Below are 16,095 nucleotides of genomic sequence, written 5' to 3' on the forward strand. Positions count from 1 at the left end.
TGCGTCGGCCGCTGAACGATCGACGCATGACCACCACCTTCATCACCGGAGCCAACAAGGGACTCGGCCACGAGACCGCACGCCGTCTCGTCGCCCTCGGCCACACCGTGATCATGGGCGCCCGCGATCCCGGGCGCGGGGCCGCTGCCGCCGCCGCGCTGGGCGCGCGGTTCGTCCGCATCGACGTCACCGACGACGCCTCCGTCGCGGCCGCCGCAACCGACGTCGCCGAACACGAGGGCGTGCTCGACGTCCTGATCAACAACGCCGGCGTGCACGGCCCGTACGGGGATCCCGGCGAACTGAGCGGCGCCGACGCGCTGAGCGTCTTCGACGTCAACGTCTTCGGCGTGATCCGTACGACCACCGCATTCCTTCCGCTGCTGCGCCGGTCCTCGGATCCGGTCGTCGTCAACGTCAGCAGCGGAATGGGTTCGCTCGCCCTCACCCACGACCCGTCGAGAATCGAGTCCTCGGTGATCGCGCCTCTCTACACGGCGTCCAAGGCGGCCCTGACGATGCTGACCACTCAATACGCCAAGGCGTTCAAGGACATTCGCGTCAACGCCGCCGACCCCGGTTACACGGCGACCGACCTCAATGGCCACTCCGGCCCCCAGACCGTCACCGAGGGAACCGACGCGATCGTCCGCCTCGCCACCGAAAAACCCGGTTCCGGCACCGGACGTTTCATCGACCGCGACGGCCCTGTCGGCTGGTCCTGAAATCCGTCGGCGAAAGGCCTCCGGCACCGACGGGAGTTGGCGCCGGAGCCGATTGTCAGTGCCGCGTCCTACTCTCGCAATATGACCTACAGCGTCTGGCACAGGGGCCTCGGCATCACACTCGACCTGACCGAGGCCGATCTCGGGCATCCCGAATACCCTCGGCTGCTCGACGAGATCTACGGCGATTACCAACCGGATCTTCTCTACTGCCTGGAAGCCCACGAGGACGAGGGGTTCATCTGCCCGGGCTTCATGACCATCCGCAAGGTCAACGGCCGCCCGCACGCCATGCATGTGGCAAAAGGAGAACGCCCCGAGACGAAGGCCGAAAGCGATCTCCACAAGGCGCTGGGGGAATACACGGCGAAGGTCGCGGCCGGGGAGGGATTCCGGGTGACACGGCCGGAGGGAGACCGGCCGGAAAAGGGGCGGGCGGATGTCACGGTGGAGGGCGCGGACAGCCGTCGCCTCGCCTACGAAATCCAGCTCGCCGCGATAGCGGGCGGTTCCGTCGACGACCGCACCCGGGTCGCGCGCCGGGCGGGGCTGACTCCGCTGTGGCTGGTCAACAACGAGAACGCGATACCGATAGACCGCGCCCCCTGGGCCCGGCTTAACGTGCAGAGCTGGCGTGACGTGACCGACCGGGCCGCCCTGCCGGTGCGCGGCGGCATCAAGCAACTGCACATGTCCCGCTGCGACTGGGGCAATCCGGTGCCCTGCCCGCAGCAGGGCGCCGGCCGCTGCGGCGGCAGGCACGCGCTGTGGGAGCCGGTCCGGGGGCTGTACTACGACGACGTCATCCGGCGTACGGCGACGGGCGAGCTGGTCTCGCTGTACCTGCCCCGCCCGGCGGGCCGCCGCGGCTGGCACATGTGGGTGACCCCCACCGACAAGGAGGAGTTCCTGGAAGGCCGGCCCGAGCCCGACCCGGGCGCGCTGACGGCGCGCCCCGCGGACGCGGCGGGCGCGGGGCGTTCCCGCCGCGACGGAACAGAGGACGGTGTCCGGTCCGAGCTCACCCGCGCGCGGGACGACGAACGGCCCATCGACGCCTCCCTGTGGCACACCGAACCGGGGCCGTCCGAGTTCTCCCGGCCCTTCGTCGTCGGCGAGTTCGTCATACCCGGGGACCTGGTGGCCGCCCGGCGCACCTTCACCCGGGCTCTGGAACACGCAGCCGACATCGCCGCGCATCTGCCCAGCGGCGCGGACATCGCGGCCGGCCGCGCCGAGATCACCGGTGAGCAGCGGGAGCGGCTGGCGGACGCGCGGGAGCGGTGCCGCCGCCTCGCCGAGGAGATGCACACCCACCCGTGGTGGGAGGCGGTCGGCGACCGCCACGCCGCGCGGGAGGCCCTGATGTACGCCGCGACCCACGACAGCCTCTCCTCCTGGACTATCCGTCCAGACGTTGGACCATTAGTCTAGGCGTGTGACCGACGACCAGACCCTTGATCGTGTGACCGATCACCAGACCCTCGATGCGGAGAGGGACGCGATCCTCGCCGCGCTGCGTCCTGTCGCCGACGGGATCGCGGCGACGTTCGGGCCGGTGTGCGAGGCGGTCCTGCACGACTACCGGCACCCGGAGAACTCGGTCGTCGCCGTCGCCGGCTCGGTGACCGGGCGGGCCGTGGGCGGCGCGATGAGCGAGATCGGCATGCGCGTCCTCGCCCGCGGCGACCAGGCCGAGGACGAGCTGAACTACGTCACCCGCACCCGGTCGGGCAAGCTGGTCAAGGCGTCCACCATGGTGCTGCGGGACTCCACCGGTGCGGTGTTCGGCGCGCTCTGCGTCAACGTCGACGTCACCGCGGTCGGCGAGGCTCACGCCCTGCTCGGCGCCCTCGCCGGACTCACCGACGCCGACGCCGAAACCCCCGTCACCACCTTCGGCAACGACATCGACTCCGTCGTGGACGCCATCCTCGACGCCCACCGGATCGGGCCGGACCGGCCCTGGGGCGGACTCGACCGCGCCCAGCGCCTGGACCTGTTCCGCGGTCTCGACGAACACGGGGTCTTCGCCGTGCGGCGTGCCGTCGAGCAGGTCGCCGCCCGGCTCGGCATCTCCCGAGCCTCCGCCTACAGCTACCTCTCCCAGGCCCGCGCGGCCACCGACCCGACCCCCGCTGGAGGACACGCGTGACGACCACCACCCCACCCGTGACCCTGGACGACGTCCGCGACGCCGCCACCCGGCTCAAGGGCGTCGCGCACCGCACCCCGGTGCTGCGCGCGCGCACCCTCGACTCCCTCGTCGGCGCCGAGGTCTTCCTCAAGTGCGAGAACTTCCAGCGGGTGGGCGCCTTCAAGTTCCGCGGCGCCTACAACGCCGCCTCCCGGCTCACCGACGAGCAGCTGGCCAAGGGCATCGCCGCCTACTCCTCGGGCAACCATGCCCAGGCCGTCGCGCTGGCCGCCCGCGAACTGGGCAGCTCGGCCGTCATCGTCATGCCCGAGGACGCCCCGACCTCCAAGCGCGAGGCCACCGAGGGCTACGGCGCCGAGATCGTCACCTACGACCGCTACACCGAGGACCGCGAGGCTGTCGCCCGGGCCCTCGCCGACGAGCGAGGACTCGTCCTCATCCCGCCCTACGACCACCCGCACGTCATGGCGGGCCAGGGCACCGCCGCACTCGAACTCCTCGAAGAAGTCGGCGAGTTGGACGCACTGATCGTGCCCGTCGGCGGTGGCGGACTGATCGCCGGGTCCGCGACGGCGGCCAAGGGACTGCACCCCGGGATCCGCGTGCTCGGCATCGAGCCGGAGGCCGGGGACGACACCAAGCGTTCCCTGGAGGCGGGCAGGCGCGTCAGCGTCCCGGTGCCGCGCACCATCGCCGACGGCCAGGCCCTGACCACGCCCGGCGAGCTGACCTTCTCCGTGAACCGCAGGCTGGTCGACGGAATCGCGCTGGTCTCGGACGACGAGATCCGCGCCGCGATGCGCTTCGCGTTCGAGCGGCTGAAGATCGTCGTCGAGCCGAGCGGGGCGACCCCGCTGGCCGCGCTGCTCGCCGGGCGCGCGGGTTCCCTGCCGCGCCGGGTCGGCGTCATCGTCTCCGGCGGCAATGTGGACGCGGACCGTTTCGCCCGGCTGTGCGGCCGGGCGACGGGGTCATGACCAGAACTCGTCGACCCTGTCGAGGTTCTCGACGCACTCGTCGAGATCGGTCGCCTTGTCGCCGACGATCCGGAACACGATGCATCCGTTTTCGTCGAGGCGCTTGTCGCCGCGCTGCGCGCTGAAGTGCTGCAGGGCGACCGCATGGCCGCGGCCGTCCACCAGAATCCCGCGCAGTTCGACCTTGAACGTTCCGCCCGTCTCCTCGAAGAGGCGGCGGTAGTAGTCGAGGATCGCGTCGATCCCCTTGCAGTCGCCGGACAGCGGATGGCTGCCGGGCACGTGGTGCGTGGCGTCGCTCGTCATCAGGGAGCGAAGGGTGTCCATGTCGCCGCGGGAGAAGGCCTCGTAGCCCTTGCGGACGAGTTGTGCGTGGGGATGCTCAGCCACGGTGATCGCCACCTTTCCGGTAGTTCGGCGATTGCGGCCTCACGCGTCATTCTGCGCTCACCCGAATGGCGGTGTCGACCGGACGGGCGGACGATGGTGACGTGGACGGGGCTCGCAATGGAGGGAGCCGTCATGATCGAGATCAAGGCCGTCGAGAAGCCGGACGAGCGGCGTGACTTCCCGCGTGGACACCTGGAAGCGGTCCATCTGACCGGGCTCGACTTCGCCGTGGGGACGTTCGAACCGGGCTGGCGCTGGACGGAGTCCGTGGGACCCATCGCCGGGACGAAGAGCTGCGAGGTCCATCACAACGGCTACTGCGTCCAGGGACGCATGCGGGTGCGTATGGACGACGGCGCGGAGCAGGAGGTCGGGCCGGGCGACGTGTTCGTGCTTCCGCCGGGACACGACGCCTGGGTGGTCGGCGACGAGCCGTGCGTGGTCTACGACTTCGCCGGCCAGATGGCGACGGACTACGCGAAGGCCAAGGAGTAGCGGTCACACCGGCAGCAGCCGGGCGATCAACGCGCCGAGCTGGCGGGCGTTGCGGCACTCGTGCATCTCCACCAGCTCGGCGTACTCGGGTGCCGCGGAGTCGCCGGTGCCCCACTGCGGGCGCGGCTCGGGGTTCAACCAGTAGACGCGGCGGGCCTGTTCGGCGACCTGCCGGACCGCGGCCAGGTTCGGGTCGCTCATGTTCGTCCGGGCGTCACCGAGCACGAACAGCGTCGTACGAGGGCCGACCGCTTCGCCGTAGCGCTCCGCGAACTCGCCCAGGGCGACGCCGTAGTCGCTGCTGCCGTGCCAGCCCGTGAGGGTCGCCTCCGCGCGGATCCGGGCGCCGAGCCCCTCCGGGTCGGCCGCGCCGTGTTCCAGGAGACCCGTGACCTCGTCGATGCGATTGACGAAGGCGAACACCCGCACCTTGCTGAACTGGTCGTGCAGGGCCTGCACCAGCAGCATCGTGAAGTCCGAGAACCCGGACACCGAGCCCGACACGTCGCACAGCAGCACCAGCTCGGGGCGGAACGGACGGCGTCGGCGCAGCACCGGTTTCATCGGCACCCCGCCCGTCGACAGCGAGCCGCGCAGGGTCCGCCGCAGGTCGATGCTGCCGCGGGCGGCACGGCGCCGGCGCGCCGCGAGCCGGGTGGCGAGCTTGCGGGCCAGCGGCTGAACCGTCCTGCGCAACTCGGCCAGTTGGAGCTTGCCCGCGTAGAGGAAGTCGACGCGGTCGGGCGTGGTGGCGACCGCGCGCCGGGCCAGCTCGTCCCGGTCCCGTCGCTCGGCCACCCGGCGTCGCGCCTCCACGGCCACCAGCGAGCGGAACACCTCGATGCGCCGCCGGATCTCGTCCTCCAGCAGCCGGTCGGTGAACCCCGACGCGCCGTCCCGGGCCCGTACGCTCTCGCGGACGCGTGCCAGCAGCGTCTGCGGCCGCAGCCACTCCAGCGCCTGGTACGACGACCATCCCTGCGCCTCGGGCGAGTTGCCGTAACCGCCGAAGCCGTCGACCGCCTCCGCCGCCAACTGCCCCAGCAGCGCGCGGTCGTCGGCGGCGAGGGCCGCCGCGAGCCGGTCGCGCAGGTCCTCCCGGCCGGCCGGCTCGCCCTCGGGCGCGCCGATGCCGCGCGGGAAGTACAGGTCGAAGACCGGGTCGAACACCGGCCGTTGGGCCGGGCCGTGCAGCAGCGTCGCGGCGAGCCCCTCGCGCAGCAGTTCGCGGTCCGCGAGCCCCAGCGCCGCCATCGCCTGCGCCGCGTCCACGGTCTCACCGGTGCCGATCCGCATGCCGTGCGCGCGCAGCGCCCCGACCAGCGAGGTCAGCCGCTCGGCGACGCCGGGCGCCGTCACACCGCGTCCAGGTCGAGCTTGGCCGTCGCCTTCAGGACGTCGTCGTGGTGCTTGAGGAGCACCCCCAGGCTGTCGCGTACGACGGTCTCGTCCAGGGTGTCCGCGCCGAGCGCGAGAAGGGTGCGCGCCCAGTCGATCGTCTCGGCGACCGAAGGGACCTTGCGCAGATCCATGGCCCGCAGCGCACCGACCACCCGGACCACCGACGCGGCCAGCGTCTCGTCGAGGTCCGGCACCTTCAGCCGTACGATCCGGCGCTCCAGCTCCTCGTCCGGGAAGCCGATGTGGAGGAAGAGGCAGCGGCGGCGCAGCGCCTCGGACAGTTCGCGGCTGGCGTTGGAGGTGAGGACGACGAAGGGGCGCCGGGTCGCGGCGATCGTGCCGAGTTCGGGGACCGTCACCTGGAAGTCGCTGAGCACCTCCAGCAGCAGGCCCTCCACCTCGACGTCCGCCTTGTCGGTCTCGTCGATCAGCAGCACCTTGGGATCGTCGCCGCGGATGGCCGTGAGCAGCGGACGCGTCAGCAGGAACTCCTCGCTGAAGATGTCCGTGCGCGCCTCGTCCCACGTCTCGTCGCGGCCGGCGCTGATGCGCAGCAGCTGCTTGGCGTGGTTCCACTCGTACAGCGCGCGCGACTCGTCGACCCCCTCGTAGCACTGCAACCGGACCAGCCGGGCGCCCGCCACCTCCGCGACGGCCTTGGCGAGCTCTGTCTTGCCGACTCCGGCGGGGCCCTCCACCAGCAGGGGCTTGCCCAGCCGGTCGGCGAGGAAGACGGTCGTGGCGACCGCGGGCGAGGCGAGGTAGCCGGTGGCGGCGAGACGTGCGGAGACGTCGTCGACGGACGTGAACAACGGGGCCTCCTGGTGGGCGGCGATGCCAGGCCTACTATCTAAGCGCTTGTTCAGCGCTTCTGTCACGGGGTATCCGCTGCTCCGCATGGTAGACCGATCGGTTTCCTGGGTGCCGGTGGCGGAGGTAACCTCGCGGTATGGCCACGACAGAGAAGGCGTCCACGACGGAAAAGGCGTCCACGGCGGAAAAGGCGTCCACCAAGGACCGGCTGCTCGACGCGGCGGCCGAGCTCTTCTACCGCGACGGCGTCTCCATCGGCGTGGAGGCGCTGTGCAGGACGGCCGGCGTCTCGAAGCGGTCGATGTACCAACTGTTCGAGAGCAAGGACGAGGTCCTCGCGGCGAGCCTGGAGCGCCGCGCCCCCGGCTATGCCGCGCAGCTCATGCCCGGCCCCGAGGACGCCGGCACTCCGCGCGAACGCATCCTGTACGTCTTCGAGCAGGTGGAGAAGGCCTCGGTCCGGCCCGAATACCAGGGGTGTCCCTTTCTGGCCGCGCTGGTCGAGCTGAAGGACCCCGAGCACCCGGCGAGCCGGGTGGCCCGTGCCGCCAAGCAGCGGCTGCAGGACGCCTTCCGCGTCCAGGCGGAGCTCGGCGGCGCGCACGAGCCGGAGCTCCTCGCCCGCCAGCTGATGCTGGTCTTCGACGGGGCCAGCGCCCGCGCCGGCGCCCGCATCGAGACGCTGGACGGCCTGGCCACCGCGACCGTGAGGACGCTGCTGGACGCGGCGGGCGTACTGAGGTGAGTCGGTCCGATTGTCAGTGGCGGCCGGTACGTTGCGGGCATGGGGATCTACCTGGTGAGTGTCGACGCGGGGGAATGGTTCGCCGACGGCGAGGAGGGCGGCAAGGGGGCGGTCGCTTCCGGTCTCGACGCGGAGTTGAAGCGGCGCGGCCTGCCGCCGTACGAGCCCGCTCCCGGGAGGGGCGCGGCCTCGTGGTTCGAGGAGAAGCTCAGCCCGCCCATGACCGGGTTCGCCGAGGTGTGCCGAGCGCATCTGACGCCGCAGGAGCAACGCGTGCTCGGCGACTGGTCGGTGCTGGTTCCGGTGTCGCTCGACGAGCCGATAGAGCTGCCGATCGGCTCCGCCTACACGGACACGACGCTGATAGCGGGAGCCCCGCAGGTGCTGGCCCTCGCCGAACGTCTGGCCGCGGTCATCGGCCTGCCGGCCGAGGTGCCGGACGCGTCCGAGAACCTCGCCCTGACGTTCTGGTTCCTCGAAGGGGAGGCCGAGGAACTGGCCGCCACCCGTCCCGGGCTGTGGAGCGAGGACCTGGACACGGCCTTCTACGTGGCGCTGTACCTGCGGGCCGCCCAGTTCTCGCTGCGGTACGGCTGTCCCATGACCTACTGCTGACCGAACGGACGCCGAGGGAAGAGGACGTCACGGCTCCGTGACGACGGTGACCGTACTGGTGCGGCGCGCCGGGTTTCCCTCACGGCCGCGGATCGGTACACCCGGTACATGGGGGAGAAGAACGGGGGGCTTCGCCGCTGGCGGAGCCGGTACAGAGAAGTGCTGGACGGGGCCGAGGCCGAGGCCAGGCCCAAAGGGCTGAGGGAACTGGTGCAGCCCGTCGACGACGTGGCCTACAAGCTGTTCCGCGAGACCTATCCCGAACAGCACCTGCATCTTCAGGTCGCCCTGGGCGCCGCGCAGCGCACCTTCGACCGGCGGACCCGCGTCTGCGTGCAGAACGCCTTGAGGTGCGTCGTACGGACGGTGCTGGAGGACCCTCGGCTCGGCGACAGACCCGACCCGTACCTGGCCGCCTATCTCGACCAGGAGGTCGCCGAGATGCGCGGCTGGCTGCGGCAGGACAGCGTGACGGCCGTCAGCCGCGGACTGAACATCGGCCTGGCCATGGGTGCCGCCGCGGGCATGGCGCTGCTCGTCGCCCCGGTCCTGTGGGGCGTGCCGGTCCTGCGCTTCCTGGGCGTCACCCTCGACTGCGCCAACCGCTGGAGCCTGCTGGGCGCCTTCGTCGCCGGCGGCCTGGGCGCCCTCGGCGCCGTGCTGAGCGTCCTGGTCCGGCTCCGACTCAGCGTCGAGCAGCTGGCGTCCCGGCAGACCATCGGCAAGGAGCGCACCATCCCGCCGGGGCGGCAGCTCGCCCGCAGCCTGCGGCACGAGGGCGTCTACCGGGTCTTCGTCGGCTGGATCCTCGCCCTGGCGGTCTACTTCCTGCTCAGCGGCGGACTGGTCCCGGTCTTCGAACTGCCCGCCACCACCGCCCAGATCTGCCCGGCGGCGCATCATGCGGGATCCGCCGCCAAGGGCACCGACTTCTGGGTCTTCTGGTGCGCGGTCGGATTCGTGTCCGGGTTCAACGAACGCTGGGCCTTCGGCATCCTGGGCCGCGACGCGACGCACAGGAACACCAAGGCCGGTGCCTCCCAGGCGTCCGCCGCCGAGTCGAACGACACCTGACCGTGCCAGACACCGAGCGTGTCCGCGCCCACCCGACCGCGGCAGCGCCTCAGCCGCGTCCTTCCGGACGATCGCTCACCAGGATCACCTCCAGGGTGCGTGGACCATGCACCCCCTCGACCCGGTCCAGCTCGATGTCGCTGGTCGCCGACGGGCCGGAGATCCACGTCAACGGGCGGGTCGGATCGAGGCGTTCGAGGCCCTGCGGCACGGACGAGACGACCTGCTCCGGGACGCGTACGACGCAGATGTGGTGATCGGGGACGAGGGTGATACGGCGACGGCCCTGGTCGGGAGAGCCGTCGAGCACGATCGTGCCGGTCTCGGCGATGGCGACCGCGCAGCCGGTGACGACGCTGTCCAGCCGGTCCAGCTCGGCCGGGGTGCTCTCGGCCCGGTCCGGAACCCGCTCGGCGTCCGTGCCGCCGAGCCACTCCGCGTCCAGGCCCGACGGGACCAGCACGCTCTTCGAGCCGCGCTCGCTCAGCAACCGGCCGATCACAGCGGCGAGTTCGTCCATGGTGGTGCGGTGCACGACCGCCCGGTAGTCCGCCAGGTTCTCCGCCAGCAGATCCACCGTCTCCTCGACGCTCCGCTCGCCGTGCTCGCGCAGATAGTCCCGCTGTACGGCCTGCTCGTACGGCACGTCGTCCGACGGCACGTCCGCCAGCGCGCGCCGTACCCGGCCCAGAATCCTGTCCCTGCTGCTCACTTGGCACCGCCCTTTCCGCCGCCGGTGCGCTGCCACCAGTCCCGGAACGGTTCCGCCGGCACCGTCGGCAGGTCCCGGCTGCCGCTCCACGCCCTGCCGGGCCCGGGGAGCGTCCGTGGATGGAGCCGGCGGGTGCGCGAGGCCATCCGCTGGCCCGTGCGCAGGGCGCCGGGATGACTGAAGGTCCAGCGCGCCGCCCGCATGGCGGCCCGCTCGGCGGCATGCCCCTTCGCCGGCTTCAGCACCACCTTGTTGCCCTCCCGCGTGACCGGTCCGCCCTGCACGACCCGCTCCCGCAGATGCACCAGCACTTCGGGAATGTCGATGGCGACCGGACACACCTCGTAGCAGGCGCCGCACAGCGACGACGCGTACGGCAGGGAGGCGTCGATCTCGCTCGCCGTTCCCCGGAGTTGGGGGCTGAGGATGGCGCCGATGGGGCCCGGGTAGACCGAGCCGTAGGCGTGGCCGCCGGCCCGTTCGTACACCGGGCAGACGTTGAGGCAGGCCGAGCAGCGGATGCAGCGCAGCGCCTGGCGGCCGACCTCGTCGGCGAGGGTGTCGGTGCGGCCGTTGTCGATGAGGACCAGGTGGAAGGTCTGCGGACCGTCCTCGTCCGTCGTGCCCGTCCACATGCTCGTGTACGGGTTCATGCGCTCGGCCGTCGACGAGCGGGGGAGAGTCTGCAGGAACACCTCGAGGTCCCGCCAGGTCGGCAGGATCTTCTCGATGCCGACGACCGAGATCAGGGTCTCGGGCAGGGTCAGGCACATCCGGCCGTTGCCCTCGGACTCCACGACGACGAGCGTGCCGGTCTCGGCGATCATGAAGTTGGCGCCGGAGATGCCGACCTTGGCGCGCAGGAACTTCTCCCGCAGGTGCAGACGGGCCGCCTCGGCGAGTTCGGAGGGCGTGTCGGTGAGGCCCTCGGGGGCCGGGCGGCCCCACTCGCCCATCTCCCGGCGGAAGATGTCGCGGATCTCGCCGCGGTTGCGGTGGATGGCGGGGACGAGGATGTGCGAGGGGCGGTCCTTGCCCAACTGCACGATCAGCTCGGCGAGATCGGTCTCGTAGGCACGGATGCCCTCGGCCTCGAGCGCCTCGTTGAGCCCGATCTCCTGCGTGGCCATGGACTTGACCTTGACGACCTCCGACTCGCCGGTCGCCTTGACCAGATCGGTCACGATCCGGTTGGCCTCGTCGGCGTCCACGGCCCAGTGCACCGTGCCGCCCGCGGCCGTGACCGACTCCTCCAACTGCTCCAGATACCGGTCGAGATGACGGAGCGTATGGTCCTTGATCCGCTTGCCCGCCTCCCGCAGGAGCGCCCAGTCCGACACCTCCGCGACGGCCGCGGCCCGCTTGGCGCGGATCGTGTGTGTGGCGTGCCGGAGGTTGCCGCGCAGGGTCTCGTCCCGCACGGCGTCGTGCGCCGCCTTCGGAAAGGCCGGCATTCCCAGATACGTGCCGCTCATGCCGCCGGTTCCTCCTCCGTGCTCGCCAGGATCTCCGCGATGTGCACCGGCCGCATGTCGCTGCTCAGCCGCGTCATCGTGCCGCCGATGTGCATCAGACAGGAGTTGTCGGCCGCGCACAGCACCTCCGCGCCCGTCGAGGCGGCGTTGCGCACCTTGTCGGCGCCCATGGCCGCCGAGACGTCCGCGTTCTTCAGCGCGAAGGTCCCGCCGAAACCGCAGCACTCCTCGGCACCCGGCAACTCGACCAGTTCCAGGCCCTTCACGGCCTGCAGCAGCCGGCGCGGCCGGTCACCGAGCCCCAGCCCGCGCAGCCCGTGACAGGTCGGGTGGTAGGTCACCTTGTGCGGGTAGTACGCCCCGACGTCCGTGACCCCCAAGACGTCCACCAGGAACTCCGTCAGCTCGTACGTCTTCGGCACGACCGGAGCCAGAGTGGCCGCGAGAGCGTCCCCGCGGCCCTCGGCCCGCGCCCGCTCACCCATCCGCGGATACAGCTCCCGCACCATCGCCCCGCACGATCCGGACGGCGTGACGATCGCCTCGTACTCCCCGAAGACATCGGAGAAATGCCGGGCCAGCGGCTCCGCCTCATGGCGGTATCCGGTGTTGTAGTGCGCCTGTCCGCAGCAGGTCTGGGCCATCGGGAAGTCGACCTCGACGCCCAGTCTGGTCAGCAGTTTCACCACGGCGCGCCCGGTGTCCGGATAGAGCGTGTCGTTGACGCAGGTCAGGAACAGGGCGACACGCATCGCGGCTCCTTGTGTTCGATCATCGGATGAGTGCAGCGTAGTCGGGGGTGCGGGGTCTGGGGGAGACCCGGCTCACCCTCCGGCGAGCCGGGCCTGGGCCTCGCGCCAGGGCGCGGTGTCGCCCCGCGGCTCGTAGCGGGTGAGCGGCTGGGTACGGGTGAGCAGGCGCCGCCCGCTCGCCAGGTCGCCCACCAGCCCGTGCGCCCGGGCCTGGACCAGTACGTTGCCGAGCGCGGCCGCCTCGGTCGGGCCCGCCACCACTGGCAGCCCGCACGCGTCGGCGGTCAGCTGGCACAGCAGGGCGTTGCGGGTGCCGCCGCCCACCACGTGCACGACGTCCACGGGGTGGCCGGCCAGCCGCTGGGCGTCCTCGACGGCCTTGCGGTGCGCGAGGGCGAGCGAGTCGAGGATGCAGCGCGTGATCTCGGCGGGCGTTTCGGGCACCGGCTGCCCGGAGGCGCGGCACGCGTCGGCGATCCGCTCCGGCATCCGGCCGGGCGCCAGGAACGCCGCGTCGCCCGCGTCCACCACCGACCGCAGCGCCGGCACCTGCGCCGCCTCCTGCAGCAGCGTGCTCAACTCCGGGTCGCCCCAGGCCCGTACACACTCCTGGAGCAGCCACAGCCCCATGATGTTGCGCAGGTAGCGGACCGTGCCGTCCAGTCCCAGTTCGTTGGTGAAGTTGGCGCTCCGGCTCTCCTCGCTCAGCACCGGCGCGTCCAGCTCCAGACCCGCCAGCGACCAGGTGCCGGTGCAGATGTACGCGAACCGCTCCCCGTCGGCCGGCACGGCGGCCACGGCGGACGCCGTGTCGTGCGACCCGACCGCCGTCACCGGCACCGGCCCGCGCAGCCCGGTCGCCTCCAGGACCTCCGGCCGCAGCACGCCCGCCGGATCGCCCGGCCGCCGCAGCGGAGCGAACAGACCGAGGTCGACACCCAGCCGGGAGGCGATGTCGTACGACCACTCGCGGGTGCGCGGGTCGATCAGCTGGGTCGTCGAGGCGTTGGTCAGCTCGGTGCCCTGCTCGCCCGTCAGCCAGTACGAGAGCAGATCAGGGATGAGCAACAGCCGTCTCGCGGCGCCCAGTTGGGCCGAGTCCCTTGCGGCGACCAGCTGGTACAGCGTGTTGAAGGGCGCGTACTGCAACCCGGTCGCCGCGTACAGCCGCTCGGCGGGCACGGTCGCCCACACCTTCTCCGCGACGCCCTCGGTGCGGGAGTCCCGGTAGTGCACGGGGTTGCCGAGCAGCGCCCCGTCGGCGTCCAGCAGTCCGTAGTCCACCGCCCAGCTGTCGAGGCCGACCGAGTCGACCTGCCCCGCCGCCCGCAGTCCGTCCAGCACGCCCCCGTACAGGGCGAGAACGTCCCAGCGCAGGCCCTCCGGAACGCGCACCGGCCGGTTCGCGAACCGGTGCGCCTCCGTGAGCTCCAGGCTGTCGGGCCCGACGCGGCCGACCATGACGCGCCCGCTGGACGCGCCGAGGTCGACCGCGGCGTACGACTTCACGAGCGCGCTCACCGCAGGAAGGCGGCCGCGACGCCGGCGTCGACCGGGACGTGCAGCCCGGTGGTGTGGGTCAACTCCCCACCGGTCAGCGCGAACACGGCGTTGGCCACATGCTCGGGCAGCACCTCGCGCTTGAGGATGGTCCGCTGCGCGTAGAACTCGCCCAGCTTCTCCTCCGGCACCCCGTACACGGCCGCGCGCTGCGCGCCCCAGCCGCCCGCGAAGATCCCCGAACCACGCACGACGCCGTCCGGGTTGACCCCGTTGACGCGAATGCCGTGCTCGCCCAACTCGGCCGCCAGCAGCCGTACTTGATGGGCCTGGTCGGCCTTGGTGGCGGAGTAGGCGATGTTGTTGGGACCGGCGAACACGGCGTTCTTGGAGGCGATGTAGACGATGTCGCCGCCCAGCTCCTGCGCCGTCATCACCCGGGCCGCCTCCCGCGAGACCAGGAAGGAACCGCGGGCCATGATGTCGTGCTGCAGGTCCCAGTCCTTCGCCGAGGTCTCCAGCAGCGGCTTGGAGATGGAGATACCCGCGTTGTTGACGACCAGGTCGACCCCGCCGAAGGCGAGGACGGCCGCCTTGAACGCCTCGGCGATCTGCTCCTCGGACGTCACGTCGACGCTCACGGCGACGGCCTTGTCCGGTCCGCCCAGCTCCTCCGCCACCTGGGCGGCGTTGTCCACGTTCAGGTCCGCGACCACCACGCAGGCACCCTCGGCGACCAGCCGCTGCGCGATCGCCTTCCCGATTCCGCTGCCCGCGCCCGTCACCAGCGCCACCCGCGTCGCCAGCGGCTTCGGCCGGGGCATCCGCTGGAGCTTGGCCTCCTCCAGCGCCCAGTACTCGATGCGGAACTTCTCCGACTCCTCGATGGGCGCGTACGTCGACACGGCCTCGGCCCCGCGCATCACGTTGATGGCGTTGACGTAGAACTCACCGGCCACCCGGGCCGTCTGCTTGTCCTTGCCGAAGGAGAACATGCCGACACCCGGCACCAGCACGATCGCCGGGTCGGCGCCGCGCATGGCGGGGGAGTCGGGCAGGGCGTGCCGTTGATAGTAGGCCGCGTACTCCTCGCGGTACTCGGCGTGCAGCTCCTTCAGCCGGGCGACGGCCTCCTCCAGCGGGGCGGCCGGCGGCAGGTCGAGGACGAGCGGGCGCACCTTGGTCCGCAGGAAGTGGTCCGGGCAGGAGGTGCCGAGCGCGGCCAGCCGCGGGTGCTCGGCGCGCGCCAGGAACTCCAGCACGGCCTCGGAGTCGTTGAAGTGCCCGACCTGCGGCCTGTCCTGGGAGGCGATGGCCCGGACGTACGGCGCGAGAGCCGCCGCCCGCTCACGACGCTCCGCGGGCTCCAGCGCCGCGTACCCGTCGATCACCGGTCCGAAGGGCTCGGGCTTGCCCCTGTCCGCCAGGAACGCCTCGGCGGTCCGGATGATGTGCAGCGAGTTGCGCTCGCACTCCTCCGAGGTGTCACCCCATGCCGTGATCCCGTGCCCGCCGAGGACGCAGCCGATGGCCTGCGGGTTGGCCTCCTTGACCGCGGCGATGTCCAACCCCAGCTGGAAGCCGGGCCGCCGCCACGGCACCCACACCACCGTGTCGCCGAAGCACTCGGCGGTCAGCTTCTCCCCGTCGGCGGCGCAGGCGAGCGCGATCCCGGAGTCGGGGTGCAGATGGTCGACGTGCGCGGCCTCCACGAGCCCGTGCATCGCCGTGTCGATGGACGGGGCGGCGCCGCCCTTGCCGTGCAGGCAGTAGTCGAACGCGGCGACCATCTCGTCCTCGCGCTCCACGCCCGGGTAGACACCCTTCAGCGCCCGCAGCCGGTCCAGCCGCAGCACGGCGAGCCCGGCCTCGGTGAGCGTCCCGAGGTCGCCACCGGACCCCTTGACCCACATCAGCTCGACGTCACCGCCGGTCACGGGGTCGGTGTCGGTGCCCTTGGCGGAGGCGTTGCCGCCGGCGTAGTTGGTGTTGCGGGGATCGGAGCCGAGCCGATGGGAGCGGGCCAGGAGGGCGGCGGCTTCGGGGTGCGGTGCCATGAGCGGGTCTCTTCCTTGCGTCGTCGGGACGGTGCGGGTGTACGCGAGGCGGGGTCAGGCGCCCCAGCCGGCTTGGGTGCCGCCGACGCGCTCGGCGGTGATCCGCTCCTGCCATCCGGAGCGGTGGTAGGCGGTGATGGGGTCGGGGTCGAGGCCCATGTCCTGGCGGAGGTCGGCGAGGAGGGGGCGGACGTCGGTGTTGTAGG

16 protein-coding genes and 1 pseudogene are annotated in these 16,095 nt (G+C 71.6%); 8 read left to right on the forward strand and 9 right to left on the reverse strand.

The window, feature by feature from the left end; genetic code table 11:
• Window positions 1–26 precede the first annotated feature (26 nt).
• The 4 genes from ACIGDI_RS41930 (at window position 27) to ACIGDI_RS41945 (ending at window position 3,860) form a co-directional block, all read left to right on the forward strand.
• Entirely contained in the window at window positions 27–725 is a 699-nt protein-coding gene (locus ACIGDI_RS41930; RefSeq protein WP_399907940.1) for an SDR family NAD(P)-dependent oxidoreductase, read from the forward strand.
• An 81-nt stretch (window positions 726–806) separates the two neighbouring features.
• Window positions 807–2,159, forward strand: coding sequence for a hypothetical protein (locus ACIGDI_RS41935; protein ID WP_399907942.1), 1,353 nt, complete (start codon window positions 807–809; stop codon window positions 2,157–2,159).
• Window positions 2,160–2,190: 31 nt separating this feature from the next.
• Window positions 2,191–2,880, forward strand: coding sequence for a transcriptional regulator (locus ACIGDI_RS41940; RefSeq protein ID WP_399907944.1), 690 nt, complete (start codon window positions 2,191–2,193; stop codon window positions 2,878–2,880).
• Window positions 2,877–3,860: a threo-3-hydroxy-L-aspartate ammonia-lyase gene (locus ACIGDI_RS41945; protein WP_399907946.1), complete on the forward strand. Its 984-nt coding sequence runs from the start codon at window positions 2,877–2,879 to the stop codon at window positions 3,858–3,860. Before ACIGDI_RS41940 ends, ACIGDI_RS41945 begins: the two co-directional genes overlap by 4 nt.
• Here ACIGDI_RS41945 and ACIGDI_RS41950 read toward each other — a convergent pair.
• A complete protein-coding gene (locus tag ACIGDI_RS41950; RefSeq protein ID WP_399907948.1) occupies window positions 3,855–4,250 on the reverse strand; it encodes a nuclear transport factor 2 family protein in 396 nt (131 codons plus the stop codon). The two genes, ACIGDI_RS41945 and ACIGDI_RS41950, sit on opposite strands and share 6 nt — an antisense overlap.
• Before the next feature lie 132 nt (window positions 4,251–4,382).
• Between ACIGDI_RS41950 and ACIGDI_RS41955 the strand changes: the two genes are divergently transcribed.
• Window positions 4,383–4,745 (forward strand): cupin domain-containing protein, encoded by a 363-nt coding sequence (locus ACIGDI_RS41955; protein WP_200701210.1) that lies wholly within the window; start codon window positions 4,383–4,385, stop codon window positions 4,743–4,745.
• Window positions 4,746–4,748: 3 nt separating this feature from the next.
• On the opposite strand, the gene ACIGDI_RS41960 is transcribed toward ACIGDI_RS41955, so the two are convergent.
• Together ACIGDI_RS41960 and ACIGDI_RS41965 are read right to left on the reverse strand one after the other, a co-directional pair.
• Complete coding sequence (locus ACIGDI_RS41960) at window positions 4,749–6,104, reverse strand: VWA domain-containing protein (RefSeq protein WP_399907950.1); 1,356 nt, start codon at window positions 6,102–6,104, stop codon at window positions 4,749–4,751.
• A complete protein-coding gene (locus tag ACIGDI_RS41965; protein ID WP_399907971.1) occupies window positions 6,101–6,958 on the reverse strand; it encodes an AAA family ATPase in 858 nt (285 codons plus the stop codon). The genes ACIGDI_RS41960 and ACIGDI_RS41965 overlap by 4 nt, the downstream gene beginning before the upstream one ends.
• A gap of 137 nt (window positions 6,959–7,095) precedes the next feature.
• Here ACIGDI_RS41965 and ACIGDI_RS41970 point away from each other — a divergent pair, with 137 nt between their 5' ends.
• The 3 genes from ACIGDI_RS41970 to ACIGDI_RS41980 all read left to right on the forward strand — a co-directional run bounded on the left by ACIGDI_RS41970 (window position 7,096) and on the right by ACIGDI_RS41980 (window position 9,393).
• Entirely contained in the window at window positions 7,096–7,704 is a 609-nt protein-coding gene (locus ACIGDI_RS41970; RefSeq protein ID WP_399907952.1) for a TetR/AcrR family transcriptional regulator, read from the forward strand.
• A gap of 39 nt (window positions 7,705–7,743) precedes the next feature.
• Window positions 7,744–8,319, forward strand: coding sequence for a hypothetical protein (locus tag ACIGDI_RS41975; RefSeq protein ID WP_399907954.1), 576 nt, complete (start codon window positions 7,744–7,746; stop codon window positions 8,317–8,319).
• Between the two features lie 108 nt (window positions 8,320–8,427).
• Window positions 8,428–9,393, forward strand: a complete 966-nt coding sequence (locus ACIGDI_RS41980) for a hypothetical protein (protein WP_399907956.1) — start codon at window positions 8,428–8,430, stop codon at window positions 9,391–9,393.
• A 49-nt stretch (window positions 9,394–9,442) separates the two neighbouring features.
• Here the strand turns inward: ACIGDI_RS41980 and ACIGDI_RS41985 are convergent, their stop codons facing one another.
• The 6 genes and pseudogenes from ACIGDI_RS41985 to ACIGDI_RS42010 form a co-directional block, all read right to left on the reverse strand.
• Complete coding sequence (locus ACIGDI_RS41985) at window positions 9,443–10,105, reverse strand: lactate utilization protein C (protein WP_399907958.1); 663 nt, start codon at window positions 10,103–10,105, stop codon at window positions 9,443–9,445.
• Window positions 10,102–11,580 (reverse strand): LutB/LldF family L-lactate oxidation iron-sulfur protein, encoded by a 1,479-nt coding sequence (locus ACIGDI_RS41990; protein WP_399907960.1) that lies wholly within the window; start codon window positions 11,578–11,580, stop codon window positions 10,102–10,104. The genes ACIGDI_RS41985 and ACIGDI_RS41990 overlap by 4 nt, the downstream gene beginning before the upstream one ends.
• A complete protein-coding gene (locus ACIGDI_RS41995) occupies window positions 11,577–12,332 on the reverse strand; it encodes a (Fe-S)-binding protein (RefSeq protein ID WP_399907962.1) in 756 nt (251 codons plus the stop codon). Before ACIGDI_RS41995 ends, ACIGDI_RS41990 begins: the two co-directional genes overlap by 4 nt.
• A gap of 72 nt (window positions 12,333–12,404) precedes the next feature.
• Window positions 12,405–13,853: a rhamnulokinase family protein gene (locus tag ACIGDI_RS42000; protein WP_399907963.1), complete on the reverse strand. Its 1,449-nt coding sequence runs from the start codon at window positions 13,851–13,853 to the stop codon at window positions 12,405–12,407.
• The gene (locus tag ACIGDI_RS42005; RefSeq protein WP_399907965.1) at window positions 13,850–15,889 is read right to left on the reverse strand and encodes a bifunctional aldolase/short-chain dehydrogenase; all 2,040 of its coding nucleotides are present in this window, start codon (window positions 15,887–15,889) and stop codon (window positions 13,850–13,852) included. The genes ACIGDI_RS42000 and ACIGDI_RS42005 overlap by 4 nt, the downstream gene beginning before the upstream one ends.
• 54 nt (window positions 15,890–15,943) lie before the next feature.
• Window positions 15,944–16,095, reverse strand: a pseudogene (locus tag ACIGDI_RS42010) (rhamnose isomerase); the annotation flags it as partial.

Origin of the sequence: Streptomyces sp. NPDC085900 (assembly GCF_044540925.1) — a bacterium.
Classification (GTDB): Bacteria; Actinomycetota; Actinomycetes; order Streptomycetales; family Streptomycetaceae; genus Streptomyces; species Streptomyces gilvifuscus.